This is a genomic window from Rhodococcus sp. 852002-51564_SCH6189132-a, from assembly GCF_001665495.1.
Lineage (GTDB): Bacteria > Actinomycetota > Actinomycetes > Mycobacteriales > Mycobacteriaceae > Rhodococcus > Rhodococcus pyridinivorans.
The window spans coordinates 60981-79261 of sequence record NZ_LZMJ01000038.1; the positions used below are offsets into that span (position 1 = coordinate 60981).

General features: G+C 69.4%; 19 protein-coding genes. 8 read left to right on the forward strand and 11 right to left on the reverse strand.

The window, feature by feature from the left end; genetic code table 11:
* Positions 1 to 31: 31 nt before the first annotated feature.
* From A5767_RS09350 to pth, 3 genes are all read left to right on the forward strand, one after another.
* Positions 32 to 1210: an aminotransferase class V-fold PLP-dependent enzyme gene (locus A5767_RS09350; RefSeq protein ID WP_064852155.1), complete on the forward strand. Its 1179-nt coding sequence runs from the start codon at positions 32 to 34 to the stop codon at positions 1208 to 1210.
* Between the two features lie 218 nt (positions 1211 to 1428).
* The gene (locus tag A5767_RS09355; protein WP_006553837.1) at positions 1429 to 2037 is read left to right on the forward strand and encodes a 50S ribosomal protein L25/general stress protein Ctc; all 609 of its coding nucleotides are present in this window, start codon (positions 1429 to 1431) and stop codon (positions 2035 to 2037) included.
* Positions 2038 to 2132: 95 nt separating this feature from the next.
* A complete protein-coding gene (pth, locus tag A5767_RS09360) occupies positions 2133 to 2705 on the forward strand; it encodes an aminoacyl-tRNA hydrolase (protein WP_064852185.1) in 573 nt (190 codons plus the stop codon).
* 55 nt (positions 2706 to 2760) lie between these two features.
* Here pth and A5767_RS09365 read toward each other — a convergent pair whose 3' ends face one another.
* Positions 2761 to 4398: a fatty acyl-AMP ligase gene (locus A5767_RS09365; RefSeq protein WP_064852156.1), complete on the reverse strand. Its 1638-nt coding sequence runs from the start codon at positions 4396 to 4398 to the stop codon at positions 2761 to 2763.
* 205 nt (positions 4399 to 4603) lie between these two features.
* Here A5767_RS09365 and A5767_RS09370 point away from each other — a divergent pair, with 205 nt between their 5' ends.
* Together A5767_RS09370 and A5767_RS09375 are read left to right on the forward strand one after the other, a co-directional pair.
* Positions 4604 to 6313, forward strand: coding sequence for a peptide chain release factor 3 (locus tag A5767_RS09370; RefSeq protein WP_006553834.1), 1710 nt, complete (start codon positions 4604 to 4606; stop codon positions 6311 to 6313).
* 95 nt (positions 6314 to 6408) lie between these two features.
* The gene (locus A5767_RS09375) at positions 6409 to 7059 is read left to right on the forward strand and encodes a hypothetical protein (protein ID WP_082937643.1); all 651 of its coding nucleotides are present in this window, start codon (positions 6409 to 6411) and stop codon (positions 7057 to 7059) included.
* A gap of 34 nt (positions 7060 to 7093) precedes the next feature.
* On the opposite strand, the gene A5767_RS09380 is transcribed toward A5767_RS09375, so the two are convergent.
* The 5 genes from A5767_RS09380 to A5767_RS09400 all read right to left on the reverse strand — a co-directional run bounded on the left by A5767_RS09380 (position 7094) and on the right by A5767_RS09400 (position 10555).
* Positions 7094 to 8134, reverse strand: a complete 1041-nt coding sequence (locus A5767_RS09380) for an enoyl-CoA hydratase/isomerase family protein (RefSeq protein WP_064852187.1) — start codon at positions 8132 to 8134, stop codon at positions 7094 to 7096.
* 49 nt (positions 8135 to 8183) lie between these two features.
* The gene (locus tag A5767_RS09385) at positions 8184 to 8855 is read right to left on the reverse strand and encodes a pyridoxine/pyridoxamine 5'-phosphate oxidase (RefSeq protein ID WP_039584567.1); all 672 of its coding nucleotides are present in this window, start codon (positions 8853 to 8855) and stop codon (positions 8184 to 8186) included.
* Positions 8856 to 8880: 25 nt separating this feature from the next.
* Positions 8881 to 9315, reverse strand: a complete 435-nt coding sequence (locus A5767_RS09390) for a VOC family protein (RefSeq protein ID WP_024103221.1) — start codon at positions 9313 to 9315, stop codon at positions 8881 to 8883.
* A 14-nt stretch (positions 9316 to 9329) separates the two neighbouring features.
* Positions 9330 to 9812, reverse strand: coding sequence for a nuclear transport factor 2 family protein (locus A5767_RS09395; protein ID WP_024103220.1), 483 nt, complete (start codon positions 9810 to 9812; stop codon positions 9330 to 9332).
* A gap of 134 nt (positions 9813 to 9946) precedes the next feature.
* Positions 9947 to 10555 (reverse strand): TetR-like C-terminal domain-containing protein, encoded by a 609-nt coding sequence (locus A5767_RS09400; protein WP_006553828.1) that lies wholly within the window; start codon positions 10553 to 10555, stop codon positions 9947 to 9949.
* A 101-nt stretch (positions 10556 to 10656) separates the two neighbouring features.
* On the opposite strand from A5767_RS09400, the gene A5767_RS09405 reads away from it, so the two are divergent.
* A complete protein-coding gene (locus A5767_RS09405; RefSeq protein WP_064852157.1) occupies positions 10657 to 12171 on the forward strand; it encodes a hypothetical protein in 1515 nt (504 codons plus the stop codon).
* The gene (locus tag A5767_RS09410; protein WP_064852158.1) at positions 12168 to 12962 is read left to right on the forward strand and encodes an enoyl-CoA hydratase/isomerase family protein; all 795 of its coding nucleotides are present in this window, start codon (positions 12168 to 12170) and stop codon (positions 12960 to 12962) included. Before A5767_RS09405 ends, A5767_RS09410 begins: the two co-directional genes overlap by 4 nt.
* A 224-nt stretch (positions 12963 to 13186) precedes the next feature.
* Here the strand turns inward: A5767_RS09410 and A5767_RS09415 are convergent, their stop codons facing one another.
* The 3 genes from A5767_RS09415 to A5767_RS09425 form a co-directional block, all read right to left on the reverse strand.
* Complete coding sequence (locus A5767_RS09415) at positions 13187 to 13624, reverse strand: DUF6069 family protein (RefSeq protein ID WP_033098248.1); 438 nt, start codon at positions 13622 to 13624, stop codon at positions 13187 to 13189.
* Positions 13625 to 13697: 73 nt separating this feature from the next.
* Positions 13698 to 15491, reverse strand: coding sequence for an ABC-F family ATP-binding cassette domain-containing protein (locus A5767_RS09420; protein ID WP_019288771.1), 1794 nt, complete (start codon positions 15489 to 15491; stop codon positions 13698 to 13700).
* A gap of 43 nt (positions 15492 to 15534) precedes the next feature.
* Positions 15535 to 16470 carry a 4-(cytidine 5'-diphospho)-2-C-methyl-D-erythritol kinase gene (locus A5767_RS09425; protein ID WP_037216304.1) on the reverse strand — a complete coding sequence of 312 codons (936 nt, stop codon included), beginning with the start codon at positions 16468 to 16470 and terminating at the stop codon, positions 15535 to 15537.
* Between the two features lie 89 nt (positions 16471 to 16559).
* On the opposite strand from A5767_RS09425, the gene A5767_RS09430 reads away from it, so the two are divergent.
* Complete coding sequence (locus A5767_RS09430) at positions 16560 to 16826, forward strand: hypothetical protein (RefSeq protein ID WP_006553821.1); 267 nt, start codon at positions 16560 to 16562, stop codon at positions 16824 to 16826.
* 63 nt (positions 16827 to 16889) lie between these two features.
* On the opposite strand, the gene A5767_RS09435 is transcribed toward A5767_RS09430, so the two are convergent.
* Positions 16890 to 17096: a cold-shock protein gene (locus A5767_RS09435; RefSeq protein WP_006553820.1), complete on the reverse strand. Its 207-nt coding sequence runs from the start codon at positions 17094 to 17096 to the stop codon at positions 16890 to 16892.
* 226 nt (positions 17097 to 17322) lie between these two features.
* Positions 17323 to 18231 carry a 16S rRNA (adenine(1518)-N(6)/adenine(1519)-N(6))-dimethyltransferase RsmA gene (gene rsmA, locus A5767_RS09440; RefSeq protein ID WP_006553819.1) on the reverse strand — a complete coding sequence of 303 codons (909 nt, stop codon included), beginning with the start codon at positions 18229 to 18231 and terminating at the stop codon, positions 17323 to 17325.
* Positions 18232 to 18281: the final 50 nt, after the last annotated feature.

Below are 18281 nucleotides of genomic sequence, written 5' to 3' on the forward strand. Positions count from 1 at the left end.
CGATACGGACGACGGAGGAGGTGAGCGGCCCGTGCTGGACCTCCAGGCGGCCCGACGCGACACACCGGGATGCTTCGACCGGGTCTTCCTCGACAGCGCCGGCTCGTCGCTGCCCCCGGCACCGGTGCTCGAGACGATGCTCGCGCACCTGCGCCGCGAGGCCGAGATCGGCGGGTACGTGGCGGCCGACGAACGGCTCGACGACCTGACGGCCGTGAAGACCTCGCTCGGCCGCCTGTTCGACGTGCCGGAGACCTCCCTCGCGCTGTCCGACGGCGCCTCGCGGGCGTGGACGTCCTTCTTCTACGCGGTGCCGCTGCGACCCGGCGACCGCATCCTGATCTCGCAGGCCGAATACGCCGCGAACGCGATCGCCGCGCTGCAGCGCGCGCGGGCGACCGGCGCCACCGTCGAGGTCGTTCCGTCCGATCCGTCCGGCCGCGTCGACGTCGAGGCGCTCGAGGGGATGCTCGACGAACGGGTGCGGCTGGTGTCCGTCGTGCACGCCCCCACCAACGGCGGGCTGGTCAACCCGGTGCGGGAGATCGCCGACGCCGCGCACGCGGTCGGGGCGCTCGTGCTGCTCGACGCGTGCCAGTCGGTGGGGCAGCTGCCGGTGAGCGTGCCCGAACTCGATGTCGACGCACTGTCGGGCACCGGGCGCAAGTGGCTCCGCGGGCCGCGCGGCACCGGTTTCCTCTACGTGCGGCCGCGCCTGGTGAGCGAACTCGAACCGGCCGTTCTCGACCTGCACAGCGCCTCGTGGACCTCGGCCGACAGCTACGAACTCGCTCCGGACGCCACCCGCTTCGAGATGTGGGAGGCCGGAGTGGCGGCCCGGCTCGGGCTCGGCGCGGCCGTGGACTATCTCCTCGATCTGGGTGTCGACGCCGTGGCCGAGGCGGTGGCCTACCGGGCCGGGCACGTGCGCGAGGGGCTCGCGGGCATCGACGGCGTCACCGTCACCGACCTCGGCGAGCAGCGCAGCGGCATCGTCTCGTTCACCGTGGACGGCCGCGACCCGCGGGAGGTCCGCGACGCCCTGGCCGGGCGGTCCGTGACGGTCACGGTCAGCAGCCGCAGTTCGACGCTGCTGGACATGACCTCGCGCGACCTGCAGTCGGTGGTGCGGGCGTCGCCGCACTACTTCGTCTCCCCCGCCGACGTCGACAGGTTCCTCGCCTCGGTGCACGACATCGCCCGGTCGTGAAGCTCACGCGCGTCGACGACAGGGCTGTTTGTCCCTGATCGACGTCGTCCGGTAAAGTGGTTCGAGTTGTCTCGGCGAGGGTGAACCGCAATATCGCTGGATCACCGTGATCGACGCGGCTGCGACGGAAGCAATGTGCTCCCCGGTCGCACGTGTCGGATCCGTTCGTTCGAGAACACCCGACCACCAAGTGCCACCAGCGTAGGAGCCGTCACATCATGTCCGACGAGAATCGTCTCGTAGCCAGCGTCCGCACCGAGTTCGGCAAGGGTGCCGCACGCCGCGCCCGTCGCGCCGGCCAGGTCCCCGCCGTCCTCTACGGCCACGGCACCGAGCCCCGGCACCTCGCCCTCCCCGACCTCGAGTTCGCAGCCGTGCTGCGTAACCACGGCACCAACGCCATCCTCACCCTCGACGTCGACGGCGAGGATCAGCTCGCGCTGACCAAGTCGGTCGTCGTCCACCCCATCCGTCGCTACATCGAGCACGCCGACCTGCTCGTCGTGAAGAAGGGCGAGAAGGTCACCGTCGAGGTGCCCGTCGTCCTCTCCGGTGAGGCCGGCTCCGGCACGCTGGTGGTCAACGAGGTCAACACGATCAAGCTCGAGGCCGACGCCCTGAACATCCCCGAGGAGATCACCGTCTCGATCGAGGGCGCCGAGGCCGGCACCCAGATCCTGGCCGGTGGCGTCGAGCTGCCCGCCGGCGCGACCCTGCAGGACGATCCCGAGCTGCTGCTCGTGAACATCGTCGAGGCTCCCTCCGCCGACGCCCTGGAAGGCGCCGAGGGCGAAGAGACCGCAGAAGAGGCCTCCGAGGAGGCCTGAGCCTTCACCGGCTCCCTGTGAAGTCACTCGTGCGGCGCGTCATCCCTTCGGGGTGGCGCGCCGCACGTCGTTCGAATGCACGGAAGGATCAGTTCGTGGGCGACGACGCCGCGCTCGTGGTCGGTCTCGGCAACCCCGGCCCGAAGTACGAGAACACCCGGCACAACATCGGATTCATGGTGGCCGACGTGCTGGCCGGACGCGTCGGCGGCAAGTTCTCCGCGCACAAGCGCAGCAACGCCGACATCGTGCAGGCCCGGCTCGACGGGCGGCAGGTGATCATCGCGAAGCCGCGCACCTACATGAACCTGTCCGGCGGTCCGGTCGCCTCCCTGGCCAAGTTCTTCTCGGTCGATCCCTCGAACGTGATCGTCCTACACGACGAACTCGACCTGGACTTCGGCACGATTCGGCTCAAGCTCGGCGGTGGCGAGAACGGGCACAACGGCCTGCGGTCGACCTCGTCGGCGCTCGGCACCAAGGACTACCTGCGGGTCCGGATGGGCATCGGCCGCCCTCCCGGCCGCCAGGATCCCGCCGACTTCGTGCTCAAGCCGTTCTCGGCGACCGAACGCAAGGAACTCGACGTGTGGTGCGAGGAAGGCGCCGACGCCGTCGAACTGCTGCTGAGGCTCGGCCTCGAGGGCGCCCAGAACCGCGTCCACTGACCGCCCGCCTCCGCCGAGGCCGGCGCGGTCGCAGCGGCGTCGCGTGGCGCGGTGGTCAGGCCCGCGTCAGCAGTGCCAGCGAGGTGCCGCGACGCAGCTTGCCCGAGGAGGTCTTCGGGATGCTGCCGGGACCGAGTACCGCGACCGTGCGGGGCCGCACGCCCACCTCGGCGACCACCGCGTGCACGACGTCGTGTTCGATGCGGCGCACCTCGTCGGGGTGGTCGAAGAGTTTGGTCTCCACGGCGACCGCGAACGATTCGCGCTTGTCCCCCGCGTCGAGCCGGATGGCGACGGCGTTGCCGGGACGCACCCCGTCGACGGTCCCCGCCGCTCGCTCGATGTCGGTGGGATAAATGTTGCGGCCGCCCATGATGATGACGTCCTTCACCCGGCCGCACACCACGACGAGACCTTCCTCGGTGAAGTAACCCACGTCGCCGGTGTCGAGCCAGCCGTCGGCGTCCTGCGCGGGTACGGGTCCGTCCACGGTGAGATAGCCGTGCGTGACGGCCTCGCCGCGCAACTGGATGATGCCCACGCCGCGGGGTGGCAGCACCTGTCCGTCACGGCCGACGACCCGGCCCTCGAGACCGGCCACGAGACGGCCGAGGGTGGGCATGCGGCGCGTGTGGGTGCGGTTGGTCGGCACGGCCATCCCGCCGGCCTCGAGCAGGTCGGGGTCCACCACGTCGAGCACCATTCCGCGTCCCGGATCGGGGACCGACACCGCGAGCGTGGTCTCGGCCATCCCGTAGGAGGGCGCGAGGGCGGACGGGTCGAGACCGAAGCGCTCCCCGGCCTCCGCGAGGGCCTCCATCGTGTCGGGATCGACCGGCTCGGCGCCGTTCCACATCCAGCGCATCGACGACAGGTCGAGCGCGCCGTCCGGCGCCTGCGACAACTTCCGGGCCAGCAACGAGTACGCGAAATTCGGTGCTGCGGTGAGCGTTCCGTGGTACTTGCTGATCAGTTCCGCCCACAGGATCGGAGAGCGCAGGAAGTCCAGCGGCGTGACCGACACGACCTCGGCGCCCACCTGCATGGGGACGCTGAGGAAGGCCACCATGCCCATGTCGTGGAACAGCGGCAGCCAGCTGATCATGACGTCGTCGTCGAGCGAGAACTTGACGCGGTCCATCATCGCCGTCGCGTTGGCGTAGAAGTTGCCGTGCGTGATCCGCACCGCCTTCGGCGAGCCGGTGGACCCGGACGTCAGCTGCTGGAGCACGATGTCGGACTCCGCCGTGTCGACGGGATCGACGGGCCTCCCCTCCCGCATCCGCTCCACGGTGACGACGGAGACGCCCCGCTCGCGCAGCAGCGGCTCCGCGATCTCGAAGGGTGCGCCGAGCACGACGGCGCGGGCGTCGATCATCCGCAGGACCACCTCGGTGTCGCGCGACCACATCTGCAGGTCGGTGCGCGGCGTGGGCTGGTGCAGCATCGTCACGCTTCCGCCGCGCATCCACACGGCCTGGCAGACCGGTGCGATGTCCACCGGTTGTCCTGCGAGGACACCCACCGCATCGCCGGGTCCGATACCCGCCGCGGCCAGTGCGCCGGCCATGCGGCGGGCCTGCCGGTGGATCTCTCCCCAGTTCTGCCGCAACGGCGTATCCGGTTCGCCGGTGACCAGAGCCCCGGTGTCCGCCTCCGCCGTCGCGTACATCTCCTCGGTGAACCTGCTCACGACCCGCTCCTCGTCCGGTGGTGCACGACCTCGATCAAGATCCGGTAGTTGCACATCAGCGTGCGCCGTCGAGTGGTCGGTATGGGGCGGCCTCGGGGAAACGTGATCGAATCTGGCGGAAATCGACACCGAATCGCCGAGTAACATGGACGAGTTGGCGGCGATAGCGCCCCTACTCCCTGCCCCCTTCGAGAGGTTTTTCCCGTTGAGCACCCCGCACGCTTCGGCCGACAGTCAATCCACCGGCACGACGGAGCCTGCGCAGTCCTCCGGCACAGCGAAGCCCGGGGCCGCGAAGGAGGTCAGAGCCGAAGCCGAGCGCAGACGCACCTTCGCCGTCATCTCCCACCCCGACGCCGGTAAGTCGACGCTCACCGAGGCGCTCGCCCTGCACGCGAAGGTCATCTCCGAGGCCGGCGCGGTCCACGGCAAGGCCGGCCGCAAGTCGACGGTCTCCGACTGGATGGAGATGGAGAAGGCCCGCGGCATCTCCGTCAGCTCCACGGCCCTGCAGTTCAACTACACCCGCTCGGACGTCGCGGGCACCGACGACGAGGTCGTCAACGTCGTCAATCTCGTCGACACCCCCGGTCACTCCGACTTCTCGGAGGACACCTACCGCGTCCTCACCGCCGTCGACGCCGCCGTCATGCTCATCGACGCGGCGAAGGGTCTCGAGCCGCAGACCCTGAAGCTGTTCCAGGTGTGCCGCCACCGAGGCATCCCCGTGGTCACCGTCATCAACAAGTGGGACCGACCGGGCCGGACGCCGCTGGAACTGCTCGACGAGATCGACGAGCGCATCGGCCTGATGCCGACTCCCCTGTTCTGGCCCGTGGGCATCGCCGGCGACTTCCGCGGTCTGCTGCGTCGCGGCGAGGACGGAGACGCGGCCGAGTACATCAAGTTCACCCGCACGGCCGGTGGCGCCAAGATCGCGCCCGAGGAGCATCTGTCCCCCGCCGAGGCGCTCGCCCTCGAGGGCGACACTTGGGTCGAGGCCGCCGAGGAGTCCGAACTGCTGTCGTCCAACGGCCAGGATCACGATCAGGAATTGTTCCTCGCCGGGCAGACCTCGCCGGTGATCTTCGCGTCGGCGATGCTCAACTTCGGTGTGCGGCAGATCCTCGACACCTTGGTCACGCTCGCACCGCCACCGCGTGCCCGTCTCGCCATCGACGAGACCGCTCGCGAGGTCGACGATCCGTTCAGCGCCGTCGTGTTCAAGGTGCAGGCCGGCATGGACACCGCCCACCGCGACCGGCTCGCGTTCATGCGTGTCGTCTCGGGTGTGTTCGAGCGCGGCATGGTCGTCACGCACGCGCAGACCGGTAAGCCCTTCGCCACCAAGTACGCGCTGACGGTCTTCGGCCGCGAACGTTCCACGGTGGAGAACGCCTATCCCGGCGACGTCGTCGGCCTGGTCAACGCCACCGCGCTGGCGCCGGGGCATACCCTCTACATCGACAAGAAGGTGGAGTTCCCGCCCATTCCGTCGTTCGCGCCCGAGCACTTCGCGATCCTGCGGGCCGAGAGCGCCTCGAAGTACAAGCAGTTCCGCAAGGCCGTGGACCAGCTGGATTCCGAGGGCGTCGTGCAGATCCTCCGCAACGACGTCCGCGGCGACGCGTCGCCGGTGATGGCGGCCGTGGGTCCGATGCAGTTCGAGGTAGTCGCGGCGCGGATGAAGGCCGAGTACAACGTCGACCCGAAGATCGAGCATCTCGGCTACTCGCTCGCGCGTCGCACCGATGCGGCTTCGGCCGACGAACTGAACCGCCAGCGCGGCGTCGAGGTGTTCACCCGGTCGGACGGCGTGCTCCTCGCTCTCGTCAGCGACAAGTGGCGGCTGCAGTACATCCTCAAGGAGTTGCCGGAGCTGACTCTCGAACCGTTGGTCGCGGCGACCGACTGAGCGTCCCGGCAACGCCGGACGGGTAGTGCGTCCAGCGGATTTTACTGATACTTTCCCTTTCGTCGATCCGACGTATTCGGGTGGAATCAGGAGTTGTGTCGATGAACGACGACGTACCGGCCGCAGCCGGTGAGGACCTGTCGTCCGGTGGGACGGCGGATACGAGCAGGCGATCCGGACGCGCGAAGCGCTCGGGCACCTTCGTCTACCCGCTGCCGAGCACTCCTCTTCCGAGCAGTACCCCGCTGACGAGCACGCCGGATCCCGGAACACACCGCATGAGCGTGGGGGATGCATCGTCGCTCGAAGGTGACCCGGCCGGCGGGGTGGGCGCCGGCAATTCCGAGGAAGGAACGACCCTGGTGAGCAGCACCGGCACGAACGGCTCCGCGAGTGGGCCCGCCACCACCACGACGACCCCGACGGCCACCGAGAGCCTGGGCACGATCACCGCACCGGGTCCGGTCCCGTCACGGCGCAATTCGATGGGCGTGGCGTCGGTGCGTATCGCCGCGCGACTCGCACAGAACGAACTGACCTCCCGCGACTCCCGCAGCACCGGAGCGCACGGCGACCCGCGTAGCACCGGATCGCACGGCGACCCGATAACGGACAACGATGAACTGCTCACGCTGCTCGGCGAGTACCTGCTGGCCGGTGGACTCGAGAAGCCCGAGATCCACGCGACCCTCGGTGGGCAGCCGATCGTCGTCGACCTGCAGGTACCGCAGCGTCACGCCCGGTAGAGGTCACGCCCGGTAGAGACGGGCAGGTCGCGGGTTATCCGTCGCCGAACAGTGCGGCGATCGCCGCCGGATCGACGTCCTCGAGCGTCGCGGGCGACCACTGCGGGTCGCGGGTCTTGTCGACGAGCACGGCGCGCACACCTTCGATGAAGTCCGGCGTCGCAGCGACGCGCACGGCGACGTCGAGTTCGCGGGCGAAGCATTCCTCGAGCGTGCTCTCGGCACCGCGTCGCATCAGTTCGGCCGTGGCCCACACGCTCGTCGGCGACAACGACCGCAGGGCCGTGCGAGTCTGCTCGGCCCACTCGGCGTCGATGTCGGCGAGGCTGTCGAGGCGGGTCACCATGTCGAGCACCGTACCGTCGCCGAACACCGTCTCGATGTCGGGGAAACGCTGCGCCAGGGAGGATTCGGGGGTCGGTTCGACGAACTCGTCGAGGGCGTCGCGCCACTGCCCGGCGCGGATGCGGTCGGCGAAGTCGTCGATGCGGGCACTGGGCACGTAATGCGTGGCCAGGCCGACGGCCAGCGCGTCGCCGGCATCGATGCGGGCGCCGGTGAGTCCGAGATACATCCCCACCGCATCGCACCGCGCGGTGGTGCCGCGCAGGCGCGGGAGGAAGTGGCTCGACCCGATGTCGGGAACGAACCCGATGGCCGTCTCGGGCATGGCCATCGTGGTCTTCTCGGTGGTGACGCGCACCGCGCCGTGCACCGAGATACCGAGCCCGCCGCCCATCGTGACGCCGTCGAGGACCGCGAGATACGGCTTCGGGTAGGTGGCGACCAGCTCGTCGAGGCGGTACTCGTCGGCGAAGTACTCGCGGACGGTGTCGAAGCACCCCTCGAGGGCCAGCTCGCGCACCGGCTTGACGTCGCCACCGGCGCAGAACGCGCGGTCGGACGTGCTGGTGACGAGCACGGCCGTGACGGCCGGGTCGTCGCGCCAGGCGAGAAGCGACGAGCGGATGTCGCGGATCATCGACCGGTCGAGCGCGTTGAGCGCACCGGGACGGTCGAGTTGCACTTCGCCGACTCCGTTGGCGACGCGTGTGCGGATGAAGGACTCGTTCACGGGCGGGAGCCTACCGGTCGCGGGCGACTCGTCCCGGCCACGCGACACGTCACGGATGAAGTTCCTCGGTGACCCACCGGTCCCCCGCACGCCGGTAGCGATACCGCAGGTGCCGCCGGCCGGGATCCGCCTGCCAGAACTCCACGGCCTCAGCGGCGACGCACCACGCCGTCCAGTGCGGCGAGACGAGGTCCGGATCGTGTTCGAGCGCGGTCAGGCGTTCCCGTACGAGGTCGTCGTACTCGGCGGAATCGGTGAGGACCTCGCTCTGGTGTCCCGTGGATGCGACGGCACGGGCGAAGACCGACCGTTCCCGGAAGTCGCGGGCACACACCTCGGGTGGGCCGGCCAGGACGGGTCCGCGCACGCGTACCTGCCGGCCGAGTTCGCGCCAGTACACGGTGAGCGCGACGGCCGGTGTCGCGTCGAGCTGGCGGCCCTTCGGGGAACGGTCGTCGCCGGAGAACCACCAGCCGTCGTCGGTGACGTCCTTGATCAGCAGCATGCGCGCGTCGGGCGTCCCGGACGGGTCGACGGTCGACAGGGTCGCTGCGTGCGGCTCGGCGACGCCGGCCTCGGCCGCCTCGGTGAGCCAGCGGAGGAAGGTCTCCTGCGGCGTCGCGGCCGGTGCGAACGGCGGCGCGGACGCCGTGAGGGTGGGCAGGGCCCGGATCCAGCCGCGGGTATCGGGAAACTCACTGCGACGCGCGATCTCACTCATCGCCGCATGGTACCGATTCGGGAGCTCACTCCCGAGGTGGCGGCAGCTTGCCGGTCAGGGGGCCGACGAGCATCCAGCGATGCCCGAAGGGGTCGAGCAGGGTGGCGTTGCGATGACCGTGGGCCTCGTTGATCCACCTCTCGACCGAACCGCCGGCCAGACGGGCGCGGGTGAGCACGGTGTCGGTGTCGGCCACCTCGAGCATCAGGCTCACCGAGACCGCCCCCTCCTGCGGCGCCGTGAGTCCGAGTTCGGGGAATTCGTCTGCGAGATAGATCATTCCGCTGGGGAACCGCAGTTCGGCGTGCCCGACGCGACCGTCGTCCATGACGACCGGTTCGGCGGTCAGCGAGGCTCCGAAGACCCGGGTGTACCACTCGATCGCCTCGTGGGCCCGCGGCACCGTCAGATAGGGCAGCGCCCCCGGACGGGGAAAATCGCCGGAACCCTCCGAGACCATCTCGTCGTTCCCGCTCAGGACGCTTTCGGTTGCTGCAGCAGCGCCCATCGATTGGTCGTCAACCGGACCGAAGGCGAGTCGCCCATGCATGTGACCGTCTCCCAGTTGCGTTGATATCCGGTGCGGCTGATCCGCCAGCATCCGTCGTCGCCGAGGCTGTACCGATCGTGATAGTAGGCCGAGCCGCGCAACATCATCCCGTCCTCGGGGATGATCACGGTGTCGGACAGCAACCACACCCCGGTGGCGCTGCGGCCGTCGTCGGCGATGTCGATCTCGGGATGGGAACAGGTGTGCTCCGTGATCAAGCGCGTTCCCAGCGTGTTCTCGAGGAAACCTATGAAGGCGTCGCGTGAGTCGAAAACGAGATGCTCCCCGTAGACGGCGTGTGCGTCGGGGGTGAGGGTGTTCGCCAGCTCGTCCCAGTCCTTCGTATCGAGCGCTCGCGCATAGCGGTATTTGAGCCGCGTGATCTCCGCTACCGCCTGCACATCCATCGTCGGCCTCCCATTGGCGCCCCCCTGCGAGTATTCGCATTCCAGGCTAGCCCGGACGACCGGCGCAGACGGCCGGAATCACACTGTTACCAGGCAGCATTCGATCGCGATTCGGTCACGGGAGGGCGTGCCGGTCACGACTCGGGACGACGCAGCGCGCGGATGGTCGCGTCGACGACGAGTTCGGCGTAGTCGTCGTCGACGTTCTGGGCCGGGGTGGCCAACGCGAACAGGGCATGACTGAGCACGGTGCCGGTGACCATTTCGAGCAGCAGCGTCGCCGAGGTGTCGGCGGGGAGTTCGCCGCGCTCGACGGCGCGGTGCACGATCGTGCGCGCCGCGAGCACGCGGCTGCGGTTGAGGGTGTGGATCAGCCGGGCGAGCAGTTCGGGGTTGGCACGGGCGTCGAGCGCGACGCGCAGGCTCGCCAGGCCGGGGGTGGTCCGGTAACCGCGCAACAGCTGCCGGGCGAGTTCGACGAGATCGGATCGGAGCGCGCCGGTGTCGATCGGCACGGGCAGCGGGCTGCGCGCTTCGAGGGCCTGGACCAGCAGGTCGTCCTTGCTCGACCACCGGCGGTAGAGGGCGGCGCGCCCCACCCGCGCGCGTCGTGCGACCGCGTCGAGCGTGAAACCACGCCAGCTCGTCTCGGAGTACACCTCGAGCACGGCGTCGAACACGCGGTCCTCCAGGTCGGCGTCGCGGGGGCGTCCGCGGCGGCGCGGTGCGGGTGCTTCGGTCACGTCGGAAAAGTGTGCCAGACCACTCCTCGATTTACAGACTGAAATCGTCCGCATTAGGCTGGCGGCGTCCTCCTCCCCCAAGAGCAGACCGAAGGAACGCCATGACCGACCCCACTCGGGTTCCCGTCGTGATCGGGGTCGGCGACCTGCGCTCCGGCCGTGCCGGTGCGCCCGCCGACCCGCGTGAACCGCTCGACCTCATCCACGAGGCCACCCTCGCCGCGATCGCCGACTCCGGCGCCGATCTCGCCACGCGGATCGACACCATCCACGCGATCAAGACCGCGAGCTGGAACTACGACGACCTGCCGGGCCTGCTCGCCGAACGTCTCGGCGCGACGCCCGAGCACACGTCGACCACGCCGATCGGCGGCCACTGGCCGGCAGCCCTGCTCGATCGCATCGGCCACGACATCGCCGCGGGCACCAGCACCGTCGCGCTGCTCGTCGGCGGCGAGGCGCAGGCCTCGGCGACCAACTCGTACAAGGCCGGAACGGATCCGGTCACGCTGGGATGGACCACCGCCCCGGGCGGCCCCGCGCCTATCAGCAACAAGGACCTCGGCAGCCCCGCGATGCAGCGCGCCGGGATGATCGTCCCCACGCGGGTCTACCCGCTGTTCGAGAACCGGCTCAGCCACGATCTCGGGCACTCGCGCGAGAAGTCGCTCGACTGGTCGGCGACGCTGTACGCCGCATTCTCCGAGTTCGCCGCCGGGAACCCGGCGTCCTGGAACCCCGAGCGCCGCACCGCCGACGACATCCGCACCATCGCCGGCAAGAACCGCCTCGTCACCGACCCGTACCCGCTGATGGTCAACGCGATGCCGTTCGTCGACCAGGCCGCTGCCGTGGTCGTCACCTCGCTCGCCGTGGCCCGCGAACTCGGTGTCCCCGACGACCACCTGCTCTACGTGTGGGGCGGCGCCGGCGCGACCGAGCCCTCGGACGTGCTCGCCCGCGGCGACTTCGGACGCTCCGCCGCACTCGACGATGCGCTGCGGCGCACGCTGTCGGCGAGCGACCTGCGTCCCGGCGACTTCGACATCATCGACGCCTACAGCTGCTTCCCCGTGGTCCCGAAGCTGCTCATCGAGCAGCTCGGCCTCCCCCGCGACACCGTCCCGTCGGTGACCGGCGGCCACTCCTTCTTCGGCGGCCCGCTCAACAGCTACACGCTGCACTCCGTGGTGTCGGTGGCCAAGCGGCTGCGCCAGGACGGCGAGCTCGCCCTCGTGCACGGCAACGGTGGCTACCTGACCTACCAGCACGTCGTGGTCCTCGGCTGCGCGCCGCACACCGACGGTTACGTCGGCGACCCCGAGCACGTGCTGCTCGAGCCGTCCGCGCCGGAGACAGCCACCGATTACAGCGGCGAGGTCCAGATTGTCACCGCCACGGCCGAATTCGGTCGCGACGGCAACCCGTCGATCGGTTTCCTCGTCGGCCTCACCCCCGACGGCCGGCGTGTCTCCGGCCAGACCGACGCCACCGGCGCCGCAGTCCTCGCCGCCGGAGCCGACATCGTCGGCGAGACCGTCCACGTCACCGACGACGGCGGCATTCTCACCGTCACCCGCATCGAACACCTGTGCCCCGAGGCGTACCGGTCGTGAGCGAACCCGTCGTTCACGTCGAGAAGCGCGAGCACGTCCTGCTCGTCACCATCAACCGCCCCAAGGCGGCCAACAGCATCAACGCCGACGTGCACCAGGCACTCGGTGAGGCCTGGGACCGCGCCGAAGAGGACCACGACGTCCGCGTCGTGGTGCTCACCGGCGCAGGCAGCGCCGTCTTCTGCGGCGGCGCCGACCTCGAGGCCCTCGGCACCAAAGGACCGGACGGCGTCACCCCGCCCGAAACCGCCCACTGGGGCTTCGCCGGTGTCGTCAAGCACCACATCTCCAAGCCCGTCATCGCCGCGGTCAACGGCACCGCGCTCGGTGGTGGCACCGAACTCGCCCTCGCGAGCGATCTCGTCGTCGCATCCGAAACCGCCGAATTCGGTCTGCCCGAGGTGCACCGCGGCCTGATCGCCGGTGCCGGCGGCGTCTTCCGCATCGGCCAGGCCATCCCCCGCGCCGTCGCGATGGAACTCGTCCTGACGGGCAAGCCGATGTCGTCCGCCGACGCGCTGCGCTGGGGCCTCGTCAACCGGGTCGTCCCACAGGACGAGGTCCTCGACACCGCTCTCGCTCTCGCCGCCGACATCGCGAAGGGCGCCCCGCTCGCCGTGCAGGCCGGCAAGACCGTCGCCCGCGGCATCATCGACGGCAACGTCCCCGCCGAGGACCTGCCCTGGGAACTCACCGACAAAGCCCTCGCACGTCTCACCACCAGCGCCGACACCCTCGAAGGCGTCATGGCCTTCATACAGAAGCGCGAACCCGTCTGGAAGGGCGAATAGGCATGACCACCACCGAAGTGGTTCGTCGGGCCTGATCTCGGCGCTGTTCAGCCACGGCATCGCCACCCCGCACATCGTCTCGTCGGGCAACACGACCTGATCGAGCGGTTCGCGCGTCCCGCGCTCAGCGCTGCTTCGACCTGACCGTAGGCCTCTGCCCGAATCAGGGGGAGGAAATGTGCGACTTTCCTTGCGGAAGCGCATATTTCCTCCCCCTACTCGTGTCAGTCACGCGTACGGAGCATCTCCAGGGCCACGACGACCACCACGGCGATCACGACGTGCATCAGCGTCAGGGCGACGGTGCTCGGCGTGTCGAAGTCCGCGGAGATCGTGCCCTGGATCGTCGCCAGCGGCAGCAACGCCCCGACGACCTGGGCGATCCGCGCGAAACCGTTCCACCACAGGGTGAGCAGGGCCGCGACGGCGAGACCGACGGTGAGCGGGACGACGGACATGAGCACCACGCCACCGGGCGCCGCGCTCACCACCTCACCGGCGTCGGTGTGTTCGAACGAGCCACCCGCGATGAGCCCGACGGCCCACAGCGCGAGGTCGATCACCAGTGCGGTCACGACGGACGCGGCGACCACCACGGCGGAACGCGCGAGCCGGGACTGCGGGAGATGCGTAGAGGTACCGGATGTTTCGGTGACGGACATGGATCCTCCTGATGGGCGTTCCTTCTGACGACGCCCATCCTGCGACCTCGAGCCGACTCGAGGTCAAGAGGATTCAGTCGAGATCTTCGGCGAGCTCCATCCATTGCTCCTCGGCCGCTTCCTTCTCCGCGACCACCTCACGCAACTGCGCGTCGAGTTTCTGCAGCCGGTCAGGATCGGTCGCCGCCTCCGCGAGGTCGTGGTGCAGCTTCTCCTCCTTCTCGGTCAGCTTCGCGACGAGACGCTCCAGGCGCGACAGTTCCTTGCGCGCGGTGCGTTCGGCGGCACCGTCGCGCTTCTTCGGCTGCTCGGCGGCGTCACCGGTCTTCGAGACGGTCGACGCCACCGACGGCACGTCGCCGTCGCCCATGGCCGCGCGCCGGCGCAGGTACTCCTCGATGCCACCGGGAAGGTTCGTCAGGCGGCCGTCGCCGAACAGGGCCCACGTCGAATCACAGATGCGTTCGACGAGATACCGGTCGTGGCTGATGACCACGAGGGTTCCGGCCCAGCCGTCGAGCAGGTCCTCGAGCTGCTGGAGGGTGTCGATGTCGAGGTCGTTGGTGGGCTCGTCGAGGAGCAGCACGTTCGGTTCGGCCATGAGCACGCGCGTGAGCTGCAACCGGCGACGCTCACCACCGGACAGGTCGCCGACGGGGGTGCGCTGCCGCGCCGGTGTGAAGCCCAGACGTTCGGCGAGCTGACCGGCGGAGATCTCCTTGTCGCCCAGTGTGATCCGCTCGGCGACGTCCTTGACGGCGTCGAGCACCCGCATGTCGGTGGGCAGGTCGTCGAGTTCCTGCCGCAGCCAGCCGATCTCGACGGTCTGCCCCTGGACGCGCCGTCCCTGCGCCGGTTCGAGTTCGCCCGCGAGCGTGCGCAGCAGGGTCGTCTTGCCCGAACCGTTGACGCCGACGAGACCGATCCGCTCGCCCGGACCGAGACGCCAGGTGAGGTCGCGGACCAGTTCGCGCCCGTCCGGGGTGGTGAGGGTGGCGTCCTCGAGTTCGATGACGACGCGGCCCAGGCGGCGCTTCGCGAACGATGCCAGCGCCACCGAGTCGCGCGGCGGCGGCACGTTCGCGATCAGCGCTTCGGCGGCCTCGATGCGGTACTTCGGCTTGGACGTGCGGGCCGGAGCTCCGCGACGCAGCCACGCGAGTTCCTTGCGCGCGAGATTGCGGCGGCGTTCCTCCATCGCGTCGGCCTGGCGGGCACGCTCGGCGCGCGCGAAGATCCAGTCGTTGTAGCCGCCCTCGTAGCTCTCGACCCGGCCGTTCACGACCTCCCAGGTGCGCGTCGCGACGGTATCGAGGAACCAGCGGTCGTGGGTGACGACGACGAGCGCGCTGCGCCGCGACAGCAGGTGCTCGGCGAGCCACTGCACGCCTTCGACGTCGAGATGGTTCGTGGGCTCGTCGAGGACGAGCAGGTCGAGATCCTGCACGAGGGCTGCGGCGAGGGCGACCCGGCGACGCTCACCACCGGACAGACCGTCGACGACCGCGTCGAGACCGAGATTGTCGATGCCGATACCGGTGAGCACCGAGCGGATGCGCGCATCACCGGCCCACTCGTGCTCGGCCACATCGAGCGGCCCGAGGACCACCTCGCCGACGGTCGAGCCCTCCGGCAGACCGCCGCGCTGCGTCACGACGGCCATGCGCAGACCGTTCACGCGGCTCACCCGGCCCGAATCGGGCTCCTCGATGCCGGCGAGCACCTCGAGCATCGTCGTCTTGCCGCCGCCGTTGAGGCCGACGACACCGATCCGCTCCCCCTCGTTCACGCCGAGGGACACCGAGTCGAGTAACGGCTTGATGCCGAACGACTTCGAGACCTGTTCGAGGTTGATCAGATTCGCCACGTGGAGGAACGCCTTCCGAGAATTGCGGGGATGTACTACAGGATCAGGAGTGTGCGGGATCGGCGTCGCCGACGACACGGGCTCCGGGCACCGGACCGGAGGCGACCCGCACCGTACGGCACACACCGGCACCGGCGAGTTCGGCACTCACGGTGACGGCGGCGTGCTGGTCCTCGACGAGGAACGCGCAGGTGGGCCCGGAACCGGAGACGATGCCCGCCAGGGCCCCGGCCTCGACACCCGCCCGGAGCGTGCGTCGCAGCATCGGGTCGAGGGACAGGGCCGCGGCCTGCAGGTCGTTGCCGAGCAGCGGCGCGAGCTGGTGGGCGTCGCCGGAGCCGAGCGCGGAGAGCACGGCATCCGCGCTGCCGATGCGCTGAGGTTCTCCCTCGGCACGCAGCCGGTCGAGTTCACGGAAGACGACCGGTGTGGACAGGCCCCCCTTCGCGAGGGCCAGTACCCAGTGGAAGGTGCCGCGGGTGAGGACGGGGACGAGGCGCTCGCCCCGCCCTGTTCCGATCGCCGTTCCGCCGTGGAGGCAGAACGGCACGTCGCTGCCGAGGCGGACGGCGAGATCCGCGAGGTCCTCCCGGGGCGCCCCGATGCCCCACAGTGTGTCGAGCGCGACCAGCGTCGCGGCAGCGTCGGCGCTGCCACCGGCCATTCCGCCGGCCACGGGGATGCCCTTGTCGATCGTGATCGCCACGTCGGGTGTACGTGCGGCCCGTTCCGCCATCATCTCGGCGGCGCGCCACGCCAGGTTCGTCGAATCGGTAGGTACCGACTCGGCGCCCGCGCCGCGCACCGTCACGCTCAGGGTGTCGGCCGGGACCACCGACACCTCGTCGTACAGGGACAGAGCCTGGAAGACGGTGTGCAGGTCGTGGTAGCCGTCAGGACGGAGGTCACCCACCGCGAGATGCAGGTTGACCTTGGACGGGACCCTCACTGTCACGGGGGTCGGCACGACGGAAAGCACGAGTACAGAGCTTACTCGGGATACGGATGCTTCCCGACCGCCGCGGCCACGCTCTACGATCGATCGACTCTGAACACTCTGGAGGAAATGTGACTCGTTCCGTACGTAATGCGGTCGCCGTCTGCGCCGTCGCCGTGGCGGCCACCATGGGAACCGCCGGCGTCGCCTCGGCCGAACCGGCTCCGCCGCGCGTCTGCTCGCTCGGCGACCTGGTCCTGCGCTCGCTGAATCTCGTGGACTGCGTGACCCCTCCCACGGGCTCCGCCGGAATGGCGACCGGCTCCGCCGACTCGGCGGGCTCGTCGACCGGTTCGTCGAACTTGGGCATCACCGGTTACGGGGCAATGATCGGCTGACCGGACGAACGAATCCGGGCCGGCACCCTGAGGTGCCGGCCCGGATTCGGAGAACTATCGGTATCAGCCGATGACGTTCACGCCGGTGGCCTGCGGGCCCTTCTGGCCCTGGCCGATCTCGAAGCTCACGCGCTGGTTCTCCTCGAGGGTGCGGAAGCCGCGGCCCTGGATCTCGGAGAAGTGCACGAAGACGTCAGCGGAGCCGTCCGAGGGAGCGATGAAGCCGAAGCCCTTTTCGCCGTTGAACCACTTCACAGTACCTTCAGCCATGTTGCTGTCCTTCACTTGCAGGCAGAACGGATGTAGACGTTCCGTCTCGTCGGGAGTCGGTTTCGGCCCCCGGGTCTGTCACTACACGGCTGAAACGATTCCATCGTGGCTATCGCATCCGCTCGCAACCAGAAATGTGCGAGGGGTAAACCACGAACACACTACCTAACGACCGAGGACAACTTAACCACACATCGCATCCGACCGCCAGGAAGAGTGACCGGGATCACTCCACCCCTGCGAGCCGCACGAAGGCTGCGGCGTCGAGCTTCTCCCCGCGGGTCGACGGCTCGATACCGGCCGCCAGCAGGCGCCTCTCGGCCTCCGCGGGCGAACCTGCCCATCCACTCAACGCTGCGCGCAACGTCTTTCGCCGTTGAGCGAAGGCCGCGTCGACGACGGCGAAGACCCGGGCGCGTGTCCGTGCGTCGGTGGGCCACGGTGGCTCCGCATAGCGGTCGACACGCACGAGGCCCGATTCCACCTGGGGAACGGGCCAGAAGACCGCACGCCCGACGGCGCCGGCCCTGCGGACGTCGCCGAAGAACCGCGCCTTCACGCTGGGTACGCCGTAGATCTTACCGCCCGGTTCTGCTGCGAGCCGATCGGCGACCTCGGCCTGCACCATCACGAGAGCGGTTCGCAGAGTAGGGAATTCAGAGAAAAGGTGCAGCAGCACCGGCACCGCGACGTTGTAGGGCAGGTTCGCGACCAGCGCGGTGGGCGTGACGGGAAGATCCTTCGGCAGCACCTTCATCGCGTCCATGTGCACGACGTCGAAGCGGTCGGCGAGCTGCGGGGCCCGCTCCCGCACGGTAACGGGAATACGCTGCGCGAGAACGGGATCGAGCTCGACAGCGACCACACGGTCGACGACGTCGAGCAGGGCGAGGGTGAGCGAACCCAGGCCCGGCCCGACCTCGAGCACGACATCCTCAGGGCCGACCCCGGCGACGTTGACGATGCGGCGCACCGTGTTCGCGTCGTGCACGAAGTTCTGGCCGAGCTGCTTCGTCGGGCGCACCCCGAACTCCTCCGCGAGTGCGCGGACCTCGGCGGGCCCGAGCAGCGCGGCGAGGCCGCGCGGAGAAGCCGGAGTGGCCCTCGGAGTGGTTTCGGGATCGTCTGCTGACACGTGGTGAACCTAGCGCACTCGGGAGCAGGTCACACCGCGCACACCCGCGC

Bases quoted from the DNA above. Each gene is read 5' to 3' on its own strand.
- A5767_RS09355 (WP_006553837.1), top strand. From the start codon at position 1,429: ATGTCCGACGAGAATCGTCTCGTAGCCAGCGTCCGCACCGAGTTCGGC.
- A5767_RS09385 (WP_039584567.1), bottom strand. From the start codon at position 8,855: ATGAGTGAGATCGCGCGTCGCAGTGAGTTTCCCGATACCCGCGGCTGG.
- A5767_RS09390 (WP_024103221.1), bottom strand. From the start codon at position 9,315: ATGGTCTCGGAGGGTTCCGGCGATTTTCCCCGTCCGGGGGCGCTGCCC.
- A5767_RS09395 (WP_024103220.1), bottom strand. From the start codon at position 9,812: ATGGATGTGCAGGCGGTAGCGGAGATCACGCGGCTCAAATACCGCTAT.
- A5767_RS09405 (WP_064852157.1), top strand. From the start codon at position 10,657: ATGACCGACCCCACTCGGGTTCCCGTCGTGATCGGGGTCGGCGACCTG.
- A5767_RS09415 (WP_033098248.1), bottom strand. From the start codon at position 13,624: ATGTCCGTCACCGAAACATCCGGTACCTCTACGCATCTCCCGCAGTCC.
- A5767_RS09435 (WP_006553820.1), bottom strand. From the start codon at position 17,096: ATGGCTGAAGGTACTGTGAAGTGGTTCAACGGCGAAAAGGGCTTCGGC.